This window comes from Pacificispira sp., assembly GCF_965228185.1.
In the GTDB taxonomy this organism is placed as follows: Bacteria; Pseudomonadota; Alphaproteobacteria; order UBA8366; family Aestuariispiraceae; genus Pacificispira.
The window spans coordinates 560,722-575,593 of record NZ_CBDDHE010000002.1; the positions used below are offsets into that span (position 1 = coordinate 560,722).

Sequence of the window (14,872 nt, forward strand, 5' to 3'; positions counted from 1 at the left end):
GTTCCGTTGAGCCGAACCGTTTTCATCATCGATGACGGCGCCGAATTTCCCTATCCCGGCCCGGGCCGCGAGGCCGTGTCCGCCCATGACTACCTGATGCGCGCCAAGCCCTTTGCCAAGCGCACGCGGGTGGTCAATCTGTGCAGCGATTACAGCTATCTCGGCCTCGGGTATTACTGCGCCCTGACGGCGGAGGCGCGCGGCGACCGCATCCTGCCCTCGGCGGAAGCGATGCTTTGGGTCGGCTGGAAGCGCATCTACCGCCGGGCGCTGGGCGATATGGAACGCCAACTGACCAAGGCGCTGCGGCGCAGCCCGGATCCGGATGACGCCCCCGGCGGGCCGGTCACCGTCTGCTTCGGCGTCTGTGCCGAAAACCGGTTCCAGCATCTGGCCCGGGCGGTGTTCGACGCTTTCCGCTGCCCGATCCTGCGGGTCCATTACGAACGCGCGGAAACCGCCGGTGGAGAGGTCGTGTACCGCATCACCGATGTCCGGGTTCCGAACTGGAAGAAGCTGCCGGCCGCGGACCGGGCCTTGTTCGAAAAGGGTCTCGATGCCTACACCAAGCGGCACCGCCCCACCCCGGCCCTGGCGCGCGGCCCGCGCTATACCCTGGCCGTTCTGGTCGACCCGAAAGAGGCGATGCCGCCGTCCAGCCCGCAGGCGATCGAGCGCATTGTGCGCGTCGGTGCCTCCATGGGCGTGAAGGTGGAAACGATCGGCCGCCGCGACCTGCCGCGCCTGGCGGAGTTTGACGCCCTGTTCATCCGCGAGACGACGGCGCTGGACCATCATACCTATCGATTCGCCAAGCGCGCCGAGACCGAGGGCATTCCGTGTATCGACGACGCCATGTCGATCCTGCGCTGCACCAACAAGGTCTATCTGGCCGAACTGTTCCGAACCAACAACATCCCGTCGCCCCGCACCCGCGTGATCGACAAGGACAATCTGGAACAGGTCGCGCAGGAAACGGCCTATCCCATCGTCCTGAAAGTGCCGGACGGCGCCTTCTCGCGCGGCGTCAAACGGGCCGACGATGCCGGGCAGATGATCGCGCTGGGCCGGGAGATGTTGAGCCGCTCGGCCCTGATCCTGTCCCAGGAATATCTGCGCACGGAATATGACTGGCGCATCGGCATTCTGAACGGCGCACCGATCTTCGCGTCGAAATACTTCATGGCGCGCGGTCACTGGCAGATCATCAACCATGCCGCCAAGGGCGCGCCGGACGAGGGCGGGTTCGAAACGGTCGATCTCGACGCCGTGCCGTCGGCCATTCTCGACGCCGCCCTGGCCGCCGCCCGGCCGATCGGCGACGGGCTCTACGGCGTCGATACCAAGTTGATCGGCGACCGTGCCGTGGTGATCGAGGTGAACGACAATCCGAATCTGGATGCCGGCGTCGAGGACAAGGTGCTGAAGGACGGGCTGTGGCGCACCATCGTCTCGGACTTCATCCGCCGGATCGAGGCCGCGCGTTAGAAATCGCAAACTTTGTTGCGCCAGCCATGCCACCGCATGCTGGCGCAACCCGGTCGCCTTTGCTATAGGCCGATTGTGGTCGGCCAGCCCGACCCCGGTGGGCCTGTAGCTCAGTTGGTTAGAGCGGACCGCTCATAACGGTTTGGTCGCGGGTTCGAATCCTGCCGGGCCCACCATCCAGTCTTGTCGATTCTCATCGTTTTTGCGCACGAGTCTCAGAAACTCTGCATATATGGCGCTTTGTTCTTCTATTGATCGCATTAAGATGCGAGCAACTTCATGATTTCTCGTTGAGATGCAGTGCCGCCGATAATGGCTGCGTTTATGAGATTCCAGATTCTGCACTCAGTTTTACGTTGAACGTAGGTTTGGACGCCGATGTCTGAGGCAATCGAAGTCTGAGACCCTTTCAGGACACGGCAGCAGATCAGAGAGTGTCCGCTTTAACTTGTGGAGCGTTTAAATCGCATTACCGCGATCGGCTTCCGTCCCTGACCCAAAAGGGACGTCGGTCAGGCTCATAACCTGATGGTCCCATATCAGTGCCCAAATGCTCCGACTGGACTTGCGCTGCACAAGTGTAGAGCCTCAACCGAGCGATCAGGAATTATGTCATGACTCAACTGCGCCTGCGAAAAGTCTTGATCCAACCACTTACGCTGAGCTTGCTGCAGCGAGAACATTCTGCACCATGCGTAGGCTGTAATTCTTCGCCGCAATAACGCAGAGTGCGAAAACTACCAACAAGCATACTCCATAAATTGCACTTTTAACGTAGTCTTCTGTCGCCCAACAAGCCAGCCATGGCAAGGTGACGGACATTAGAGCCGTGATTGTTCCGATGTCTCGTGCAGCCAAATAGCGCCCGTGGGCATCTCGCACGCCAACCTCTTCTTGATGGTTACGGTAGATTCGGTAGAACAGCGCGTTCTGTTTATCGCCGGCCCGAGGAAATACTCCTAGCTCTCTTCGTAGTTTGCGCATATTGACGTTGCCGCTCTCAGGACCGATCTTCGAAAACGCGCGCGATCCGGGCAATGGGTCTTTCCAGCGCCAATGCATCAGCCGGTCGCGCCATTTTGGCGGAACGAAGCCCAGCAAAAGAAGTGAGGCGATTACGATGATTCCAAGACCTACTGTGCCGGGTGCGGCAAATGTCTCCAACTGTTTCGCCAAACTAGTTCGGCCTACTGAAAGCAGTTTCATTGGTTCGACCGTAACCCAAATATAGGCGAGTACGTGACAAATCATCGCGGCTCTGATCAGCCAAGCATTCTGCTCCTTGAGGGATTTGCGTTCGGTCATCAATCGGGCTCCTTCGTATGCATTAGAGCATGAAAGCGTCTCGGCGTGACGATCAGCAAAATCGACGGCGGAGTGCGCTCTGCCGCCAACTCAGCCGCGGTATTCCAATCGGTTCCTGAAGGACCATCATCCTGAAGATGGCTGTGCCAGGTTCCTACGTCGAACAGCGTTCTTCCGCTCAATTCGTGTCGTGCCTCGATGGCCGCGTGGAGACCTTGAGTGCCAAGCACAAAGAGGTCGGAACTCCGCTGGCTGTCAGGCGGTGCCTCCAGAAGATCGACGACGGTAACCACCTTGAGGCGCGCGCTTGTGCAGCCGATCATCACCCCGCCCGTTTCGACTTTCAGGTGGGATTCTGCTTCCGCACGAATGCGGTTGGCTACACGCTTCGATATTCTGAGCTCCCAGCCATCGGTACCAGCGATAGCGACGGTCTCAAATGGGGGAACTCTTTGCCGGGCCCAACTGGTGTCAGGGGTACCGTCGCCCATTGCACCCGTAACAATTATACCGTGTGTATTGGGTACCGTCAGCAGGTCATCGATCTCCAGTGCAAGGCTCGCGGTCATCGCCGAAAGCCGCGCGTCGCTAATCTGCATTGTTAGTGATCCACAGCCCTGTCCGATCCGGATCTCTGCAAGTCCTTCGTCTGGATCGAATAGCAGTTTGCCGGCTCTAGTGTCACCGATCGTGGCATACATCTCGGCCATGAGATCGGTATGGTTTGGATTGTGCCGTGGTCCGTCGGCTAAGAGGTAAGCTCCGCGCCCGCGTCCGAACAACGCCGCTTCGAAGAGCCGCGGTCGGTGGTGTGACGTCGCGGCAGCGACGAGTGCCTCGCGCACCGACAGCGATGCGGTCGAGTTGATGATCGCGCCAGCCTGTTTCGGCAAAAGAACCTTGGCAAACTTCGGATCATGCAAGTCAATGCCGAGATCGCCCTTATGCTTCTCAGGCCGTAAACCAAACCCGGCGAGCTCCGCGGCAAGAGCCTCTGCCTTGTTTTGGGTGACGTGTGACGGACCAAGTGCATGCCGGGCCATATTATGCGGACGAAGGCTCGATTGATCGCTAACCAGCATGATATCCTGTCCGCTACGTGCGGCATGGAGGGCAAGCTTGGATCCGACGCTTCCGCAACCGAGCATAACAAGAGGTGACCGCTCCGGCGATCCAGAGAGTGAACGCATTAGTGGAGCACTGATTTGTTGATAGTGTGCAGTAGGCGAAGTTGGTTCGTCATCGCCTTGTGCGAACAGCGACTGACGCCGCGATCCTGCACGGATTTCGACGATGTAAGGTAAGAGTTCGATGTCCGATTCAGTGCCGATGAGATGGACCGGTCTGCGGATGCATAGGATCACAGCGATGGGAATCGGGGCCGCAAGGACGAAGCCGTCGAAGCTGCGTTCAAGATTGCTTAGGAAGGCATTCAGGCCCCTTGCGCACCCAACCTCCTCGGCGCGGGCGCGAAGCTGCCCAAGCGTTTCCACATCCTCGGGCATGTAGTTCGAATGGACGCGCGCACTGCCGTCCGGATTCTTGTCCGGCCAGATGATCGCGACGACAGTATTGCCCGTGCGGATGCCGCCAAGCATAGGGCTCGCGGAGAAGGTGTCATCACCCTCGCTCTTCTTGAGCGGAGTTCGCTCTCCATCGCTTGTAAGCCATGCCTCTGCATCGAGGCCGAGCCGACCGCTCGGATCGCCTCTGCGGTAGTACTTGGCTTTCCAAACGGTCCAGCCGCCTTTCTGATCAACGAGAGATCGCGCACGCTCGGCATCGAATTCGACTATGTCACGATAACCGTGCCGCAGCATGGGCTCCCACCCTTGATCAGGATCGATCAGACCGTTGATCGCCGCTTTGCGAAGCCAAACTGCTAGCTGATCGACGAGGTGAAACACACCGTAATCGACGAGCCCGAACTGCAAGAAGAATTCATCCTGATCGCCGTCGATCAGGCATGGGCGCGGCGGAGTCGAGAACGGCATCAGATGCGGAAAGTTGCGAGGGAAATCTTCACGCAGGTAAAAGCGAGGAGACTGCCATGGCCAGTTAGCCGGCAGTTTGAGCACAACGGGCTCGCAGGTTCGGACGCCACTCGAGCTTACGCCATCCGCCTTCGCGTCGAGTGGCATCTCGACATTCATATCAAGACGAACCCGTTCGCGGTCGTGCTCTCGTTCGAGAACTTCACCGCCTACACACTCCGAGTGCTGAAGTGCTACTCGAAGCACATGACCGGCCGCGCTGGCTTCATCATAGGCTACCATCTGCGCGTCCATGGGCGCGAGCCTGGCTAGCGGTGGCGCCGATACCCATGGCAGCCACTGCGGCCATGGCGACGCTTTTCACGGTCTTGATGATGCCGCTGGCGGTAATCTCATACTCGAGCGCGCGTTCCTCGTCTTCCCAGACATCGGTCACGCAGATGAATCGATCACTTTTTCCCTCAACAATAGAGATATACTCGCGCTTGGCTCGATCGCAGGGGGGGTCAGAATCGTCAGTACTAATTGTTTTTGAACTCGCCACCACGATCGCGCCCTTCCGGATCTGACCGAGCGCGTTACGGGCCGCCTCGCAAACTTTCGCGTCCTCGCCCATCTTGGACCAGCTGTCGTAGCTCAGGCTGTGCCACGAGCAATGGTGGGGCGCCTGAAGAATATCGTAGTCGAGCCAGTCGGCATGTTCGTCACCTAAATTGTCCCACAGTCGCTCCCAGATCGCTACCTCGGCATCGCCACCTGACAAGAAGCGACACTTGTCGAAGATCCCGCCACCGCGGATTGAGAAGCGGATAATGACCGACGAGCGGTTCTTCGCGAGCAATTCTTCGGCGCCCTCGTCGTCACCTTGGGAAAGTGGAGCAAGCAGCCGACCTTCGAAGGCGCCAGAAGTGTTCTCGTTGAGCTTGGAGATGCTTTCGTTTGTTCTCACAACGATGCCAAGGATGTCGTCCGTCTTGCCATCCTCGTCCTCGCCCATGATCTGAATGCGGTTGCCTAAGCTTGCGATAGTTCCATTCTCACGAAAAATCGCGACGCGGCGCCGTGCCTCCTTGGCCCACGCTTTGGCGTCTGAGCAGAGCGTAAGACTCTTGCTTGCCCTGCGAAAAATCACAGGGGACGACCACATCTCGTGAATGAGGATTTTGTCATCATCTTCGTCCCAATCCTCGGGCGGGCCAAGGTGAAAGTGGGCTTCAAGCCCAGATATGTGGTCCTTGTCGGGATGGCTGAGCAGAAACCCGTCCACATACAAACGCCCCTCGTCGTCCCGGTTCAGCCGTTGGCGCAGATCGGCAATAACGTCGGGCGTGTCGTCGGCGTCGATATCAGCAGCCTTACGTACATGAAGGTCGATCAAAAGCTTCTGATCGTTATCCAGCGTCACCAAGGTCATATCGCCGTTGCCGACAGGGAAAAACACGATTGAAGCAGTCATCTTCTAACCTTCCGTTGGGTCCGGTGATGGCCCATCCGCCACCGACTGATCGCTTCTCGCCTTTCGATCGAGTATCCTCCAGCGTATCAAAGGGGGTGGACCGAGGAGTCGTGAAACTATATAGGTATTGGAACTTGACCCGTCAAGTTTCCCAAGGGGTTAAAATGGCAGACGACGAGAACCGCCGCTCTTGGACCCAGATCCGGCGCTTTGAATTCATCGAATGGAAACTTTTTTGGGAAGGATTTCTCAATCGCAGTGACCTTGAGGACCAGTTTGACATCTCCACGCCACAAGCCTCCGTCGACCTGCGCAATTATCGGGAGGCTGCGGCTGAGAACATTTCATACGACGCGACGGTAAAGTCCTTTGTCTCAGCACCAGGGCTAAAGCCACGGTTTCTCAAAGCTTCAGCCGATCGGCTTCTGCTGCAAATTCGCGCGTGGTTGTCCGGGGCTCTTCCACGTGAAGACTTATGGTTCAAAACACCCCCACCTGTCGCGATTGCGCCGGACATTGTCCGGCATGTTGAACCTAAAATGCTGAGGGCGATCTTGCGCGCGATCCAGCGCCAAGAGGCGATCAACGTCCTCTATCAATCATTGACAAATACCCGGTGGCGGATGGTCGCACCTCACGCATTGGCATTCGACGGTTATCGATGGCATATGCGGGCTTGGGCCTGCGACCGAGGGGATTTTCGAGATTTCGTCATAAGTCGGGTGCAGAAAATTGGGAAGTCGGAAGCGGCGACCTATGATGTCGCTGACGATATCGAATGGAATACTCTCACCACGTTACGGCTCTGTCCTCACCCGGGCCTCAGTGACGAACAGGCTGCAGCGATCCGGCGTGACTATGGCATGAAGGGGAATTGCCGCTCTATTGAGATGCGTCTTTCGCTGGCCTACTACTTTATTATGCGGATGAACCTCGATCTCGACGATCTTCCCCCTCAACGAGCTCAAGTCTCTCTTGAGAATTTGCATGAAGTGAAAAAGCAAATTGAATTAGCTCGTGCTGAGACAAAGCGGAGGCTTGCCCGTTAGCGACATGTGACCCGCGACCTCAAGCTTTCCTCCAGGTTTCGGTAGAGTCCGCTTCTTTGGGGGCAGATCAGGGCTCTTGGTGTGTCTGTCGAAACAGCTTGAAAAATGCAAATTCGTCGAACTTGCTGTGTTCGTGAACCTCACGATGGGGTTCAAAATCTTATGTGGGCGAGCGTGTCATTTTGTGTCGGTTGTTTTTTATGAAATGAAGTTTGTGTATTGATTTCATAGATATAATAAAAATTATGTAGTATTTAATTTTGGAATTTAAAGTATGCTGCAAGACACATGTGTTGTACTTAGAAAAGACTTTCTAATTCTTTTTATTTCTTTGAGTGCGCAATGTGACTCGCCTACCATGGCCACTCTGCTTGGCAAGATGGAGGTGATATCAGCCAAAAAAAAGAAAAAGCCGCCAGAAGGTTCTGACGACTTGATCTCTTAGGCATTTCTCAACTCCTAAGTACATCGGTGTCGCCAGAAAATCAAGTCGGAATCGCGATTCCGGCAACCGAAAACTATTGCCTAAATTAGGAGACACCAATGTCAGGAATGGTCAGGCGCGTTGTGACGCGCAGTACGAAACGTGTTGTGGGCCGTTTCCCGAGCCGCAAGTCCGGCCGCCCCGTTGAGTATGAGTCACAGATTGAACGGGACATGATTTATCGGCTGGAAGCATGCCCGTTTGTACAGAGCTATCGGGCCCAGCCAAGTCGATGCAATTATTTCCACGAGGGTGCTTTCCGAACGTATGTGCCGGACTTCCATGTCCAAACAAAACTGGGTGAGTTCCTAGTCGAAGTGAAGCCAGACGACGTCCTGAATGATCCCGATGAGATCTCGCGACTTCGCAGTATCGCCAAAATGTTTCGATCGCGCGGAACCCGGTTTCGGCTCTTTCTCGAAGCCGAGATCCGCCGGCGACCCTACCTCCAGAATGCGGAGTTGGTGAATAGGTATCGGTTCGAGAACTATGATCCACCTCCGAGAGCCTACGCGATACTAAACCGCATTCTGGATTGCGGAATCCGGACGACTGCCGCGGAAATAACAAATCATTTGGATATGAAGTGCGTGCGGCATGCGGTGCTGCCGCTGATCTCCCTTGGGCTCGCACGTATGAATTTTTCAGAGCCCTTTGGGGCCAAGTCCGTAATTTGGCGTCCCGTTTGGGAGGCCACGCTATGAGCAATATTGAAACACATGCACAGAACGGCTCATCAGCGATCTCGATCAAACAGCTGGCTCCCTTGGAGATGCATGACGAGGTTCTTGATGTAGAGACTTTGTCAGCCAAGCAGCGGGATCTGCTTCGTTTCAAGCTTCACCTGTTGAAGCAGATAAAGGACCGTGGGCATGACCGTATTTCTGTTGCGGTCTATGAGGAGGCGGTGTCGGGCATTGACGGCAAGAGACCAGACATTTCAACGGTAAGAAGGTGGTGGAAGGCTTGGAGAAACGCCGACTTCAGCGTTTGGGCGCTACTTCCGCGTCAAACTGGTCGGCCGCGGCGTATGGCACTTGTACCTGCGGTCCGAGCCATAGTCGAAAAGGTGATTTTGGACCTTTACCTTAATCGGCAACGACTACCTGCGGCACGTGTGTACGAAGCCCTAAGTAAGAAGTTGGAAGAGAACATTGACTGTGCGCCTCCCGGTGAAGAACTCAAGGCGCCATCCAGAGCGACGTTTTATAGAGTGATTCAGAGTCTCGATCCGTACCGAGTCGTGTCCGCGAGGTACGGCCGACGTGAGGCAGATAGACGGTTCAAACACGTTCAGAAAGGAACAGTGGCCTGCTATCCGCTGCACATCGTTGAAATCGATCATACGGTGGCGGATGTCATCCTGACACTGCCGGACGGAACGCCTCTTGGTCGTCCAAACCTGACGGTTGCTATAGACCGCTACAGTCGAGCCGTTGTGGGGTTCCACCTCTCCTTCGATCCTCCGGGATGGGTATCGGTGATGCGGTGTCTGGCCAATGTAATTCGACCCAAGGACGGTTTGCTGTCCAAGATCGGCGGCACTGAGTTCGATTGGCCATGCTATGGAATCCCGAGCATCTTGGTCGTAGACAATGGGCCGGAATTTCACTCGCAGTCTCTAATCGATTCAGCGGGAATCCTGGGTATGGAAATCCGTTACTGCCCCGGGAAAGAGCCGAACTACAAGGGAGTGGTTGAGAGGTACTTTGGTACTCTGAATAGCCTGCTGTTTCACAATCTGCCCGGTACCACTCGTTCCAGTCCCCGGGACAATCCCGATGAGAACCCAACGAAGCGTGCGGTGATTACTAGGGAAGAGCTAGAAAGGCTGCTAACCAGGACAATCGTTGATCAATATATGGTGCGCTCTCACCGTATGATCCTGGAGGCACCGCTCGACCGCTGGGTTGATGGTGTCAGAGAAACGCCAGTCCGTCCCTACATTGGAAATACGCCACTCTCCGCAGTTTTGGGTGCGGTCGAGTTTAGGACCCTGCGTCGGGAAGGGATCAACTTCAAAACGCTAACATATGGTTCAGAAGAACTGGCCCTGGCCCGCCGTCGGCGAATGGCACTGCTTCCCAAGAACCGGCACAGCGAAAAGGTAAAAATCAAATTTGATTCTTCCGACATGGGTCGGATTTGGGTCTATGCGATTCCCAACGAAGCACCAGTTGAAGTCCCTTGCATAGATTTTGATGCCACGGACGGAATCCCTCTCTGGCAGATCAGAGAGGCTAGGCGTGTTCAAGTCGAACGTGCCTCAAATCCCAGGCCTAGGCCGAAAGGCTCACTGTACGGGGCGACAAGTCACGTACAGCAAGAAATTTTGGATTCAGGCGAAAGATCGAAACGAAAGGGCCGGACGAACAAGGCACTCGGCCGTGTGACCTACGGCGAGGAGCCAGTGTTCCTCCCAAGGCCTGATGATCCATCGATACCATACGGTTCTACGAATGATTGGGATGATCTCTCTGGATCCGAACCTGATCTTGATGATCAGAACTGGGAGATTCGAAGCCTCTCCGACGAATTGGAGGACTGAACAATGTCCAATAGAACGCGCCCGCTCGCTGGTAATTTGTCTGACTACGACATCAGCAATCTGACCAAGCTACGAGAGCTCTATGTGGCGTACGATCAGGTCAATGTCGCACTGAATGAGATTTCAGACTTTCACGCGATGACAAGGTCTTCGTCGCGTGGTGGCTGTATGACGCTTGTCGGGGATTCCGGGTCGGGAAAGACGACAATCGTTAAGTCCTATTACGATGCCATACGAGCGGCCAACCGGAATGTTCAAGACGAAATGCCGGCTCTGCTCGTCACTCTTCCCGAGAAATGCTCCATCAAGGAGTTGTGCGTCCAAATTCTCATCGCGCTTGGCGATCCCTGCGCCGAGCAGGGTACCAAGCGAAGCATGGAGATCCGGATCAAGAAGCTTATGGACGCCCGGAAGGTGGAACTCGTGATATTTGACGAGTTTCAGCACATGATCGATCCGGACCGTGATCGGGTTGTTCATACGACGGCCGACTGGCTGAAAACGCAGATGAATCTGCTAAGGCGTGGATATCTGCTGGTCGGTTTGCCGAAGTTTGAACGTGTTATTCGAACCAGCGATCAATGGCGCCGTCGTGTCGAATCCAGATTTGAACTGCGACCATTCGGTTGGGATTCCGAGCGCGATCAAGCGCACTTTCTGAAGTTCCTGCAGGTTGTCGAGAAGATGCTGCCCTTTGAAGATACAGGGGGGTTACTGAGGCAGGAAACGCTTCCCAAACAACTCATAATGGCTTCGAACGGCTATGTCGCCTTCGTCATGAGGCTGATCCTACGTGCGTCCATGGTCGCATTGGCCCATGGCCATACCACGCTTCAAACGGCGCATTTTAGGAAGGCTTTCCGTGATCTGGAGTCGTACGGAATCGAAGCGGAACAGAATCCGTTTTCAGGAATGTACCGTAGAGAACCTGTGGAGCGCCCTGTGATACGCAAGCGACGGGAGGCTTTCTGATGGGGGCTTCATTTCGCATTCCGATCCAATCTCCGCCCCATGAGGATGAATGTCTGATGGGGTATATCATTCGCCTTTCAGAGATGAACGGATATCAGACACCGAACTGGATATCTCGATCTTGGGGAGTCGATCTTGGGAAGCGCAGCCCGCTTACTCTTTCGGAGCATATCGACGATTTTGCGGACTGCGTTCAGCAGCCTCCGAACCTACTTCGGCGCACGATGTTGGAGATGGTCAATCGCGACCACCATCGAATTCTCCTGCCGTCCAAGGACATCCTTCTCTACGAGCAACTGTCTACACGAGATGTACGAGTATGCGAGAAATGTCTTACGCACGACGGCTACGTTCGATGGCATTGGGTAATCCGTGCAATCCCTATATGTCCCTATCATGGGACGCCACTGGTTCAGAAATGCAGTGGCTGCGGCAAACGGTATCGTTATCTAAGGCCGGGCGTTCACTGTAGCTGCGGTTTCCGGGCCCGTCGGGCTAGAAGACCCCCTAGTCTTACGAGCGACCTGCAGCAGAGTTTAATTTGGCATATCCGCCGATGGAGCCATGATGCCGATCGCGAGTTCGATCTCGACGCGATCGGCTTGCCTCCAGGCTACGGTCTTCTGCCGGCCGAGTCCCAGATCGATATGCTCAGGTACCTTGCTCACAGTGCGAGCAATACCGATACACGCAGCCGCAAATCGATATCGCATTCGGACTGGATGCAAGGTTACGAGCTGCTGTGTGACTGGCCGCACAATTACGAGGCCTTCCTCCGTAAGCTGCTTGTTGCGAGTATCGGCAAACACGCCGTTTTCGAACTTTTCGGGCCACTACGCACCCATTACGTGACGATCCAGGACCGCCGACACGAACCCGGCTTCGGTCTGCTATGGGAGGGAATCCGAGGCTTTGTTCAGCGCGAAGAAAGCAATCGCCCAATCAGTCGACGGGGAAATTCCATGATCGCTTTAGAAGTCAAAGACCCGAAGCACATCAGTTTCAAGACCGCTTGTCAGATTCTGGGATTGTCCAAACACAAGGCAAAGATGCTGGTACGTCACGGCGTGCTGACGGGGCGTTGGTACAATACCTCACGAGGTCGGTTCTACTGGTTCGACCGCGACCCTGTTGAAAGCTATGCACGTCTCAGAGCGCGGGCACTGAATGGTGCTGCAGCGGCGACCTATTTGGGAATCGCCAAAGGGACAGCAGCGCAGCTGTTGAAGGATGGGGTGCTTACCCGCGTGCCGGCGCATCAAATTGCAGACAAAAGTCTGGCTGCCATGGCTGACCGGAAATCCGTCGATGAGCTGATCGATGGATTGCGTGAGGCCTGCTCTAGATCGCCGAATTTCAAACGCGAGAAGCAGGCTACCATCCCGCAGGCACTGATGAAGTACAACGCGTCTGGGGTCACTGCGACTGTCCTGTTGCGGGACATTCTCAGAGGGAGGCTCTCTGTAAGATGTATCGGTAAGGGTGCTTTAGGAGTTCTAAAGTTCTTTGCTGTTCCAGTAACAGAGTTGGAGATGGTCTATGGCCAAGGCCGAGACTCTTGAATGCTACGATGCTTCGGTCGAGGTCGGGCTCCCAGTCATTGTCGAGGACGGGGTAGTTCGACATTCCGATGGAAGCGTCGAAATTCCGGAGGTCCGGGCATTGATCGCGACAGTTGCTGTTGCGAGAGCATTGATCCCACTACAACTTTGTGGCGTCGAGTTGCGTTTCATGCGGAAATCCCTTGGGTTGACCATAGAGGATATCTCGGCCCGATTTGGGGTGAAGGAGAACTTCATCATTGCTCGCTGGGAGAATGACTTTGATCGGCCGCCTGACGGCGTGGAGCGCCAAATAAGGCGTTGGGTTATCGAAGCGCATGGCTGGTCGCGGTCAGGTTTCCCCAACACTGAGAGCGCTTTGGAAACAATGGTTTTTGAGACAAGAAACAAGGGGGACGGGCGGCCCGTCTCCCTCACCCTTCGCTATCTAGGGCAAGCCGATGCTGACGGCGCCTACTCAGTTATTCCTGACGATCGACGTATTGGCGAGCACTGTTCGAATGCGCCACGTATGAATTCTGAATCGGATCTAACCGGACCAGCCATGCGAACATTCGACCGGATTGCTGATGCATGGCAGCTTACCGAGCGAGAACGGTTGGCTTTGCTCGGTGCTTCACGAAGGTCGGATTTATTGGGGTGGCAATCTGGGGACTCTATGGTGCCAATGGACGTATTGGAGCGCATTTCCTGCGTCTTCGGTATCTTCAGTGCACTTGAGACATTGCTGCCGAATGAGCAGGCGGCGGATGGCTGGATACGAAGGTCAAATTCAGCAGCACCTTTCGAAGGGAGCTCTGCTCTAGACAAAATGCTTTCCGGCCGGATCAAAGATATAAGAGAGGTGCTAAGCTATCTGGACTCGGAACTCCGTGGATAAATTAGCCTAGGGTTAAGTCCTCTTTCGGCGGCCGAAATCGCAATTCCATACCAACTGCCCGAAGAACTCCTATTACCGCCTGAAAGCTCGGATTTGCTTCCGAGTTTAATGTCTCCGATAGATTGTCGGCATCACACCCCAATTTATTGGCAACTGTTGTAGCCCCTCGTGCGTTCACGACATCCGTTAGCGCTGCCAGAAACACGCTAGGATCCGGGTCTGCAAAGGAAACGGTCAAATACTCGGAGATCGTTTCCTCACTATCCAGGTACTCAACAATATCGAAGGTATCATTCTCCATGGCTCTGTCCGTTGATCTGGGGCGAGATCCACACTGACCTTGGCTCGTGCCTTGGGATAAGGTGTCTGCGTCAGGGGCATCCAGTTACGTTTTTCGCCGCTCGATTGCTGGTTGTTAGCATGCTACGGGCACCTTACCCCATCAACCTGCCGATCACCGCGGCAAGTTGTTTAAGCTACCAGCGAAGCTGCGTGCTATCCGGCTAGTATCGCCTAAACTGCGCAGCGCTACTTACGAAGACCTCGATACGGCACTCATTACTCTGTGGCATCTCGGCGGGCCGACAGGGATTGGTTCATGTCGAAATGCTGAAATGCGTGCTTGTAGTTACTAAACCCCGCCGCTTGCGCGGCCATATCCAATGCAACGTGGTGCGGACAGCCCTCACGCTTTTTCAGGCGCTTGGCGAGCTGTTTGATTCCACCGAGAGTTTTAGGACGAATGTCATCAGTCGACATAGTTTTCCTCCCGGCCCGTCAGCTTGCGTCTCCCGTCAACCGCAACCGAGCCAAAACAATCAAGATGTGGCCGGATTATCAGTCGCGGTAGCGCTTCGACAGCTTCGAAACAACGGGGGCCATGCTCCTACCGAGAGCATTATTACGTTACGGATGCTGATGCTCGAAATCAATAGGAAGTACTAGGTGCACAAGACCATAATTGTCCATTTTTATAGTTATTACGCACGATTCTCATAAACTCTGCCCGTATTGAGGTTATTCCACCTATCGAGTGATTTATACTGTTCGGACATCGCCGAATTCTCAGCGATAGGTGGGGCTGCTAAGAATGGCAGCGCTTATGAGAATTGGGTCTGAGCTCGGTTTTGAGTT

12 protein-coding genes, 1 tRNA gene and 1 pseudogene are annotated in these 14,872 nt (G+C 55.2%); 9 read left to right on the top strand and 5 right to left on the bottom strand.

The features are described from left to right. Positions 1-6 precede the first annotated feature (6 nt). Positions 7-1,488: a RimK family protein gene (locus tag ACO06O_RS02615; RefSeq protein ID WP_421875983.1), complete on the top strand. Its 1,482-nt coding sequence runs from the start codon at positions 7-9 to the stop codon at positions 1,486-1,488. Between the two features lie 99 nt (positions 1,489-1,587). After that, a tRNA-Ile gene (locus ACO06O_RS02620) sits at positions 1,588-1,664 on the top strand. Positions 1,665-2,142: 478 nt separating this feature from the next. On the opposite strand, the gene ACO06O_RS02625 is transcribed toward ACO06O_RS02620, so the two are convergent. Genes ACO06O_RS02625 through ACO06O_RS02635 form a run of 3 tightly spaced genes read right to left on the bottom strand, consistent with a single transcriptional unit; the run spans position 2,143 to position 6,243 of the window. Beyond that, positions 2,143-2,793: a hypothetical protein gene (locus ACO06O_RS02625; protein ID WP_421875985.1), complete on the bottom strand. Its 651-nt coding sequence runs from the start codon at positions 2,791-2,793 to the stop codon at positions 2,143-2,145. Then, positions 2,793-5,081 (bottom strand): Mov34/MPN/PAD-1 family protein, encoded by a 2,289-nt coding sequence (locus ACO06O_RS02630; RefSeq protein WP_421875987.1) that lies wholly within the window; start codon positions 5,079-5,081, stop codon positions 2,793-2,795. The genes ACO06O_RS02625 and ACO06O_RS02630 overlap by 1 nt, the downstream gene beginning before the upstream one ends. After that, on the bottom strand, positions 5,056-6,243 hold the full coding sequence (locus ACO06O_RS02635) for a hypothetical protein (RefSeq protein WP_421875989.1): 1,188 nt from the start codon (positions 6,241-6,243) through the stop codon (positions 5,056-5,058). Before ACO06O_RS02635 ends, ACO06O_RS02630 begins: the two co-directional genes overlap by 26 nt. A gap of 164 nt (positions 6,244-6,407) precedes the next feature. On the opposite strand from ACO06O_RS02635, the gene ACO06O_RS02640 reads away from it, so the two are divergent. The 7 genes and pseudogenes from ACO06O_RS02640 to ACO06O_RS02670 all read left to right on the top strand — a co-directional run bounded on the left by ACO06O_RS02640 (position 6,408) and on the right by ACO06O_RS02670 (position 13,738). Continuing rightward, entirely contained in the window at positions 6,408-7,292 is an 885-nt protein-coding gene (locus ACO06O_RS02640; RefSeq protein WP_421875992.1) for a helix-turn-helix transcriptional regulator, read from the top strand. Positions 7,293-7,949: 657 nt separating this feature from the next. Next, a complete protein-coding gene (locus tag ACO06O_RS02645) occupies positions 7,950-8,480 on the top strand; it encodes a TnsA endonuclease N-terminal domain-containing protein (protein ID WP_421876433.1) in 531 nt (176 codons plus the stop codon). After that, positions 8,477-10,324, top strand: coding sequence for a Mu transposase C-terminal domain-containing protein (locus ACO06O_RS02650; RefSeq protein WP_421875995.1), 1,848 nt, complete (start codon positions 8,477-8,479; stop codon positions 10,322-10,324). The genes ACO06O_RS02645 and ACO06O_RS02650 overlap by 4 nt, the downstream gene beginning before the upstream one ends. Positions 10,325-10,327: 3 nt before the next feature. Next, on the top strand, positions 10,328-11,296 hold the full coding sequence (locus ACO06O_RS02655; RefSeq protein WP_421875997.1) for a TniB family NTP-binding protein: 969 nt from the start codon (positions 10,328-10,330) through the stop codon (positions 11,294-11,296). Further along, positions 11,296-11,694, top strand: a pseudogene (locus tag ACO06O_RS02660) (TniQ family protein); the annotation flags it as partial. The gene ACO06O_RS02655 and the pseudogene ACO06O_RS02660, both read left to right, overlap by 1 nt. A 564-nt stretch (positions 11,695-12,258) precedes the next feature. Further along, complete coding sequence (locus ACO06O_RS02665) at positions 12,259-12,858, top strand: hypothetical protein (RefSeq protein WP_421876441.1); 600 nt, start codon at positions 12,259-12,261, stop codon at positions 12,856-12,858. Next, positions 12,836-13,738, top strand: a complete 903-nt coding sequence (locus ACO06O_RS02670) for a hypothetical protein (RefSeq protein WP_421875999.1) — start codon at positions 12,836-12,838, stop codon at positions 13,736-13,738. Before ACO06O_RS02665 ends, ACO06O_RS02670 begins: the two co-directional genes overlap by 23 nt. Before the next feature lies 1 nt (position 13,739). Here the strand turns inward: ACO06O_RS02670 and ACO06O_RS02675 are convergent, their stop codons facing one another. Next, the gene (locus ACO06O_RS02675) at positions 13,740-14,039 is read right to left on the bottom strand and encodes an addiction module antidote protein (RefSeq protein WP_421876001.1); all 300 of its coding nucleotides are present in this window, start codon (positions 14,037-14,039) and stop codon (positions 13,740-13,742) included. Between the two features lie 257 nt (positions 14,040-14,296). Beyond that, complete coding sequence (locus ACO06O_RS02680; RefSeq protein ID WP_421876003.1) at positions 14,297-14,497, bottom strand: hypothetical protein; 201 nt, start codon at positions 14,495-14,497, stop codon at positions 14,297-14,299. Positions 14,498-14,872: the final 375 nt, after the last annotated feature.

Bases quoted from the DNA above. Each gene is read 5' to 3' on its own strand.
- ACO06O_RS02625 (WP_421875985.1), bottom strand. From the start codon at position 2,793: ATGACCGAACGCAAATCCCTCAAGGAGCAGAATGCTTGGCTGATCAGA.
- ACO06O_RS02630 (WP_421875987.1), bottom strand. From the start codon at position 5,081: ATGGACGCGCAGATGGTAGCCTATGATGAAGCCAGCGCGGCCGGTCAT.
- ACO06O_RS02635 (WP_421875989.1), bottom strand. From the start codon at position 6,243: ATGACTGCTTCAATCGTGTTTTTCCCTGTCGGCAACGGCGATATGACC.
- ACO06O_RS02640 (WP_421875992.1), top strand. From the start codon at position 6,408: ATGGCAGACGACGAGAACCGCCGCTCTTGGACCCAGATCCGGCGCTTT.
- ACO06O_RS02645 (WP_421876433.1), top strand. From the start codon at position 7,950: ATGATTTATCGGCTGGAAGCATGCCCGTTTGTACAGAGCTATCGGGCC.
- ACO06O_RS02650 (WP_421875995.1), top strand. From the start codon at position 8,477: ATGAGCAATATTGAAACACATGCACAGAACGGCTCATCAGCGATCTCG.
- ACO06O_RS02655 (WP_421875997.1), top strand. From the start codon at position 10,328: ATGTCCAATAGAACGCGCCCGCTCGCTGGTAATTTGTCTGACTACGAC.
- ACO06O_RS02665 (WP_421876441.1), top strand. From the start codon at position 12,259: ATGATCGCTTTAGAAGTCAAAGACCCGAAGCACATCAGTTTCAAGACC.
- ACO06O_RS02670 (WP_421875999.1), top strand. From the start codon at position 12,836: ATGGCCAAGGCCGAGACTCTTGAATGCTACGATGCTTCGGTCGAGGTC.
- ACO06O_RS02675 (WP_421876001.1), bottom strand. From the start codon at position 14,039: ATGGAGAATGATACCTTCGATATTGTTGAGTACCTGGATAGTGAGGAA.
- ACO06O_RS02680 (WP_421876003.1), bottom strand. From the start codon at position 14,497: ATGTCGACTGATGACATTCGTCCTAAAACTCTCGGTGGAATCAAACAG.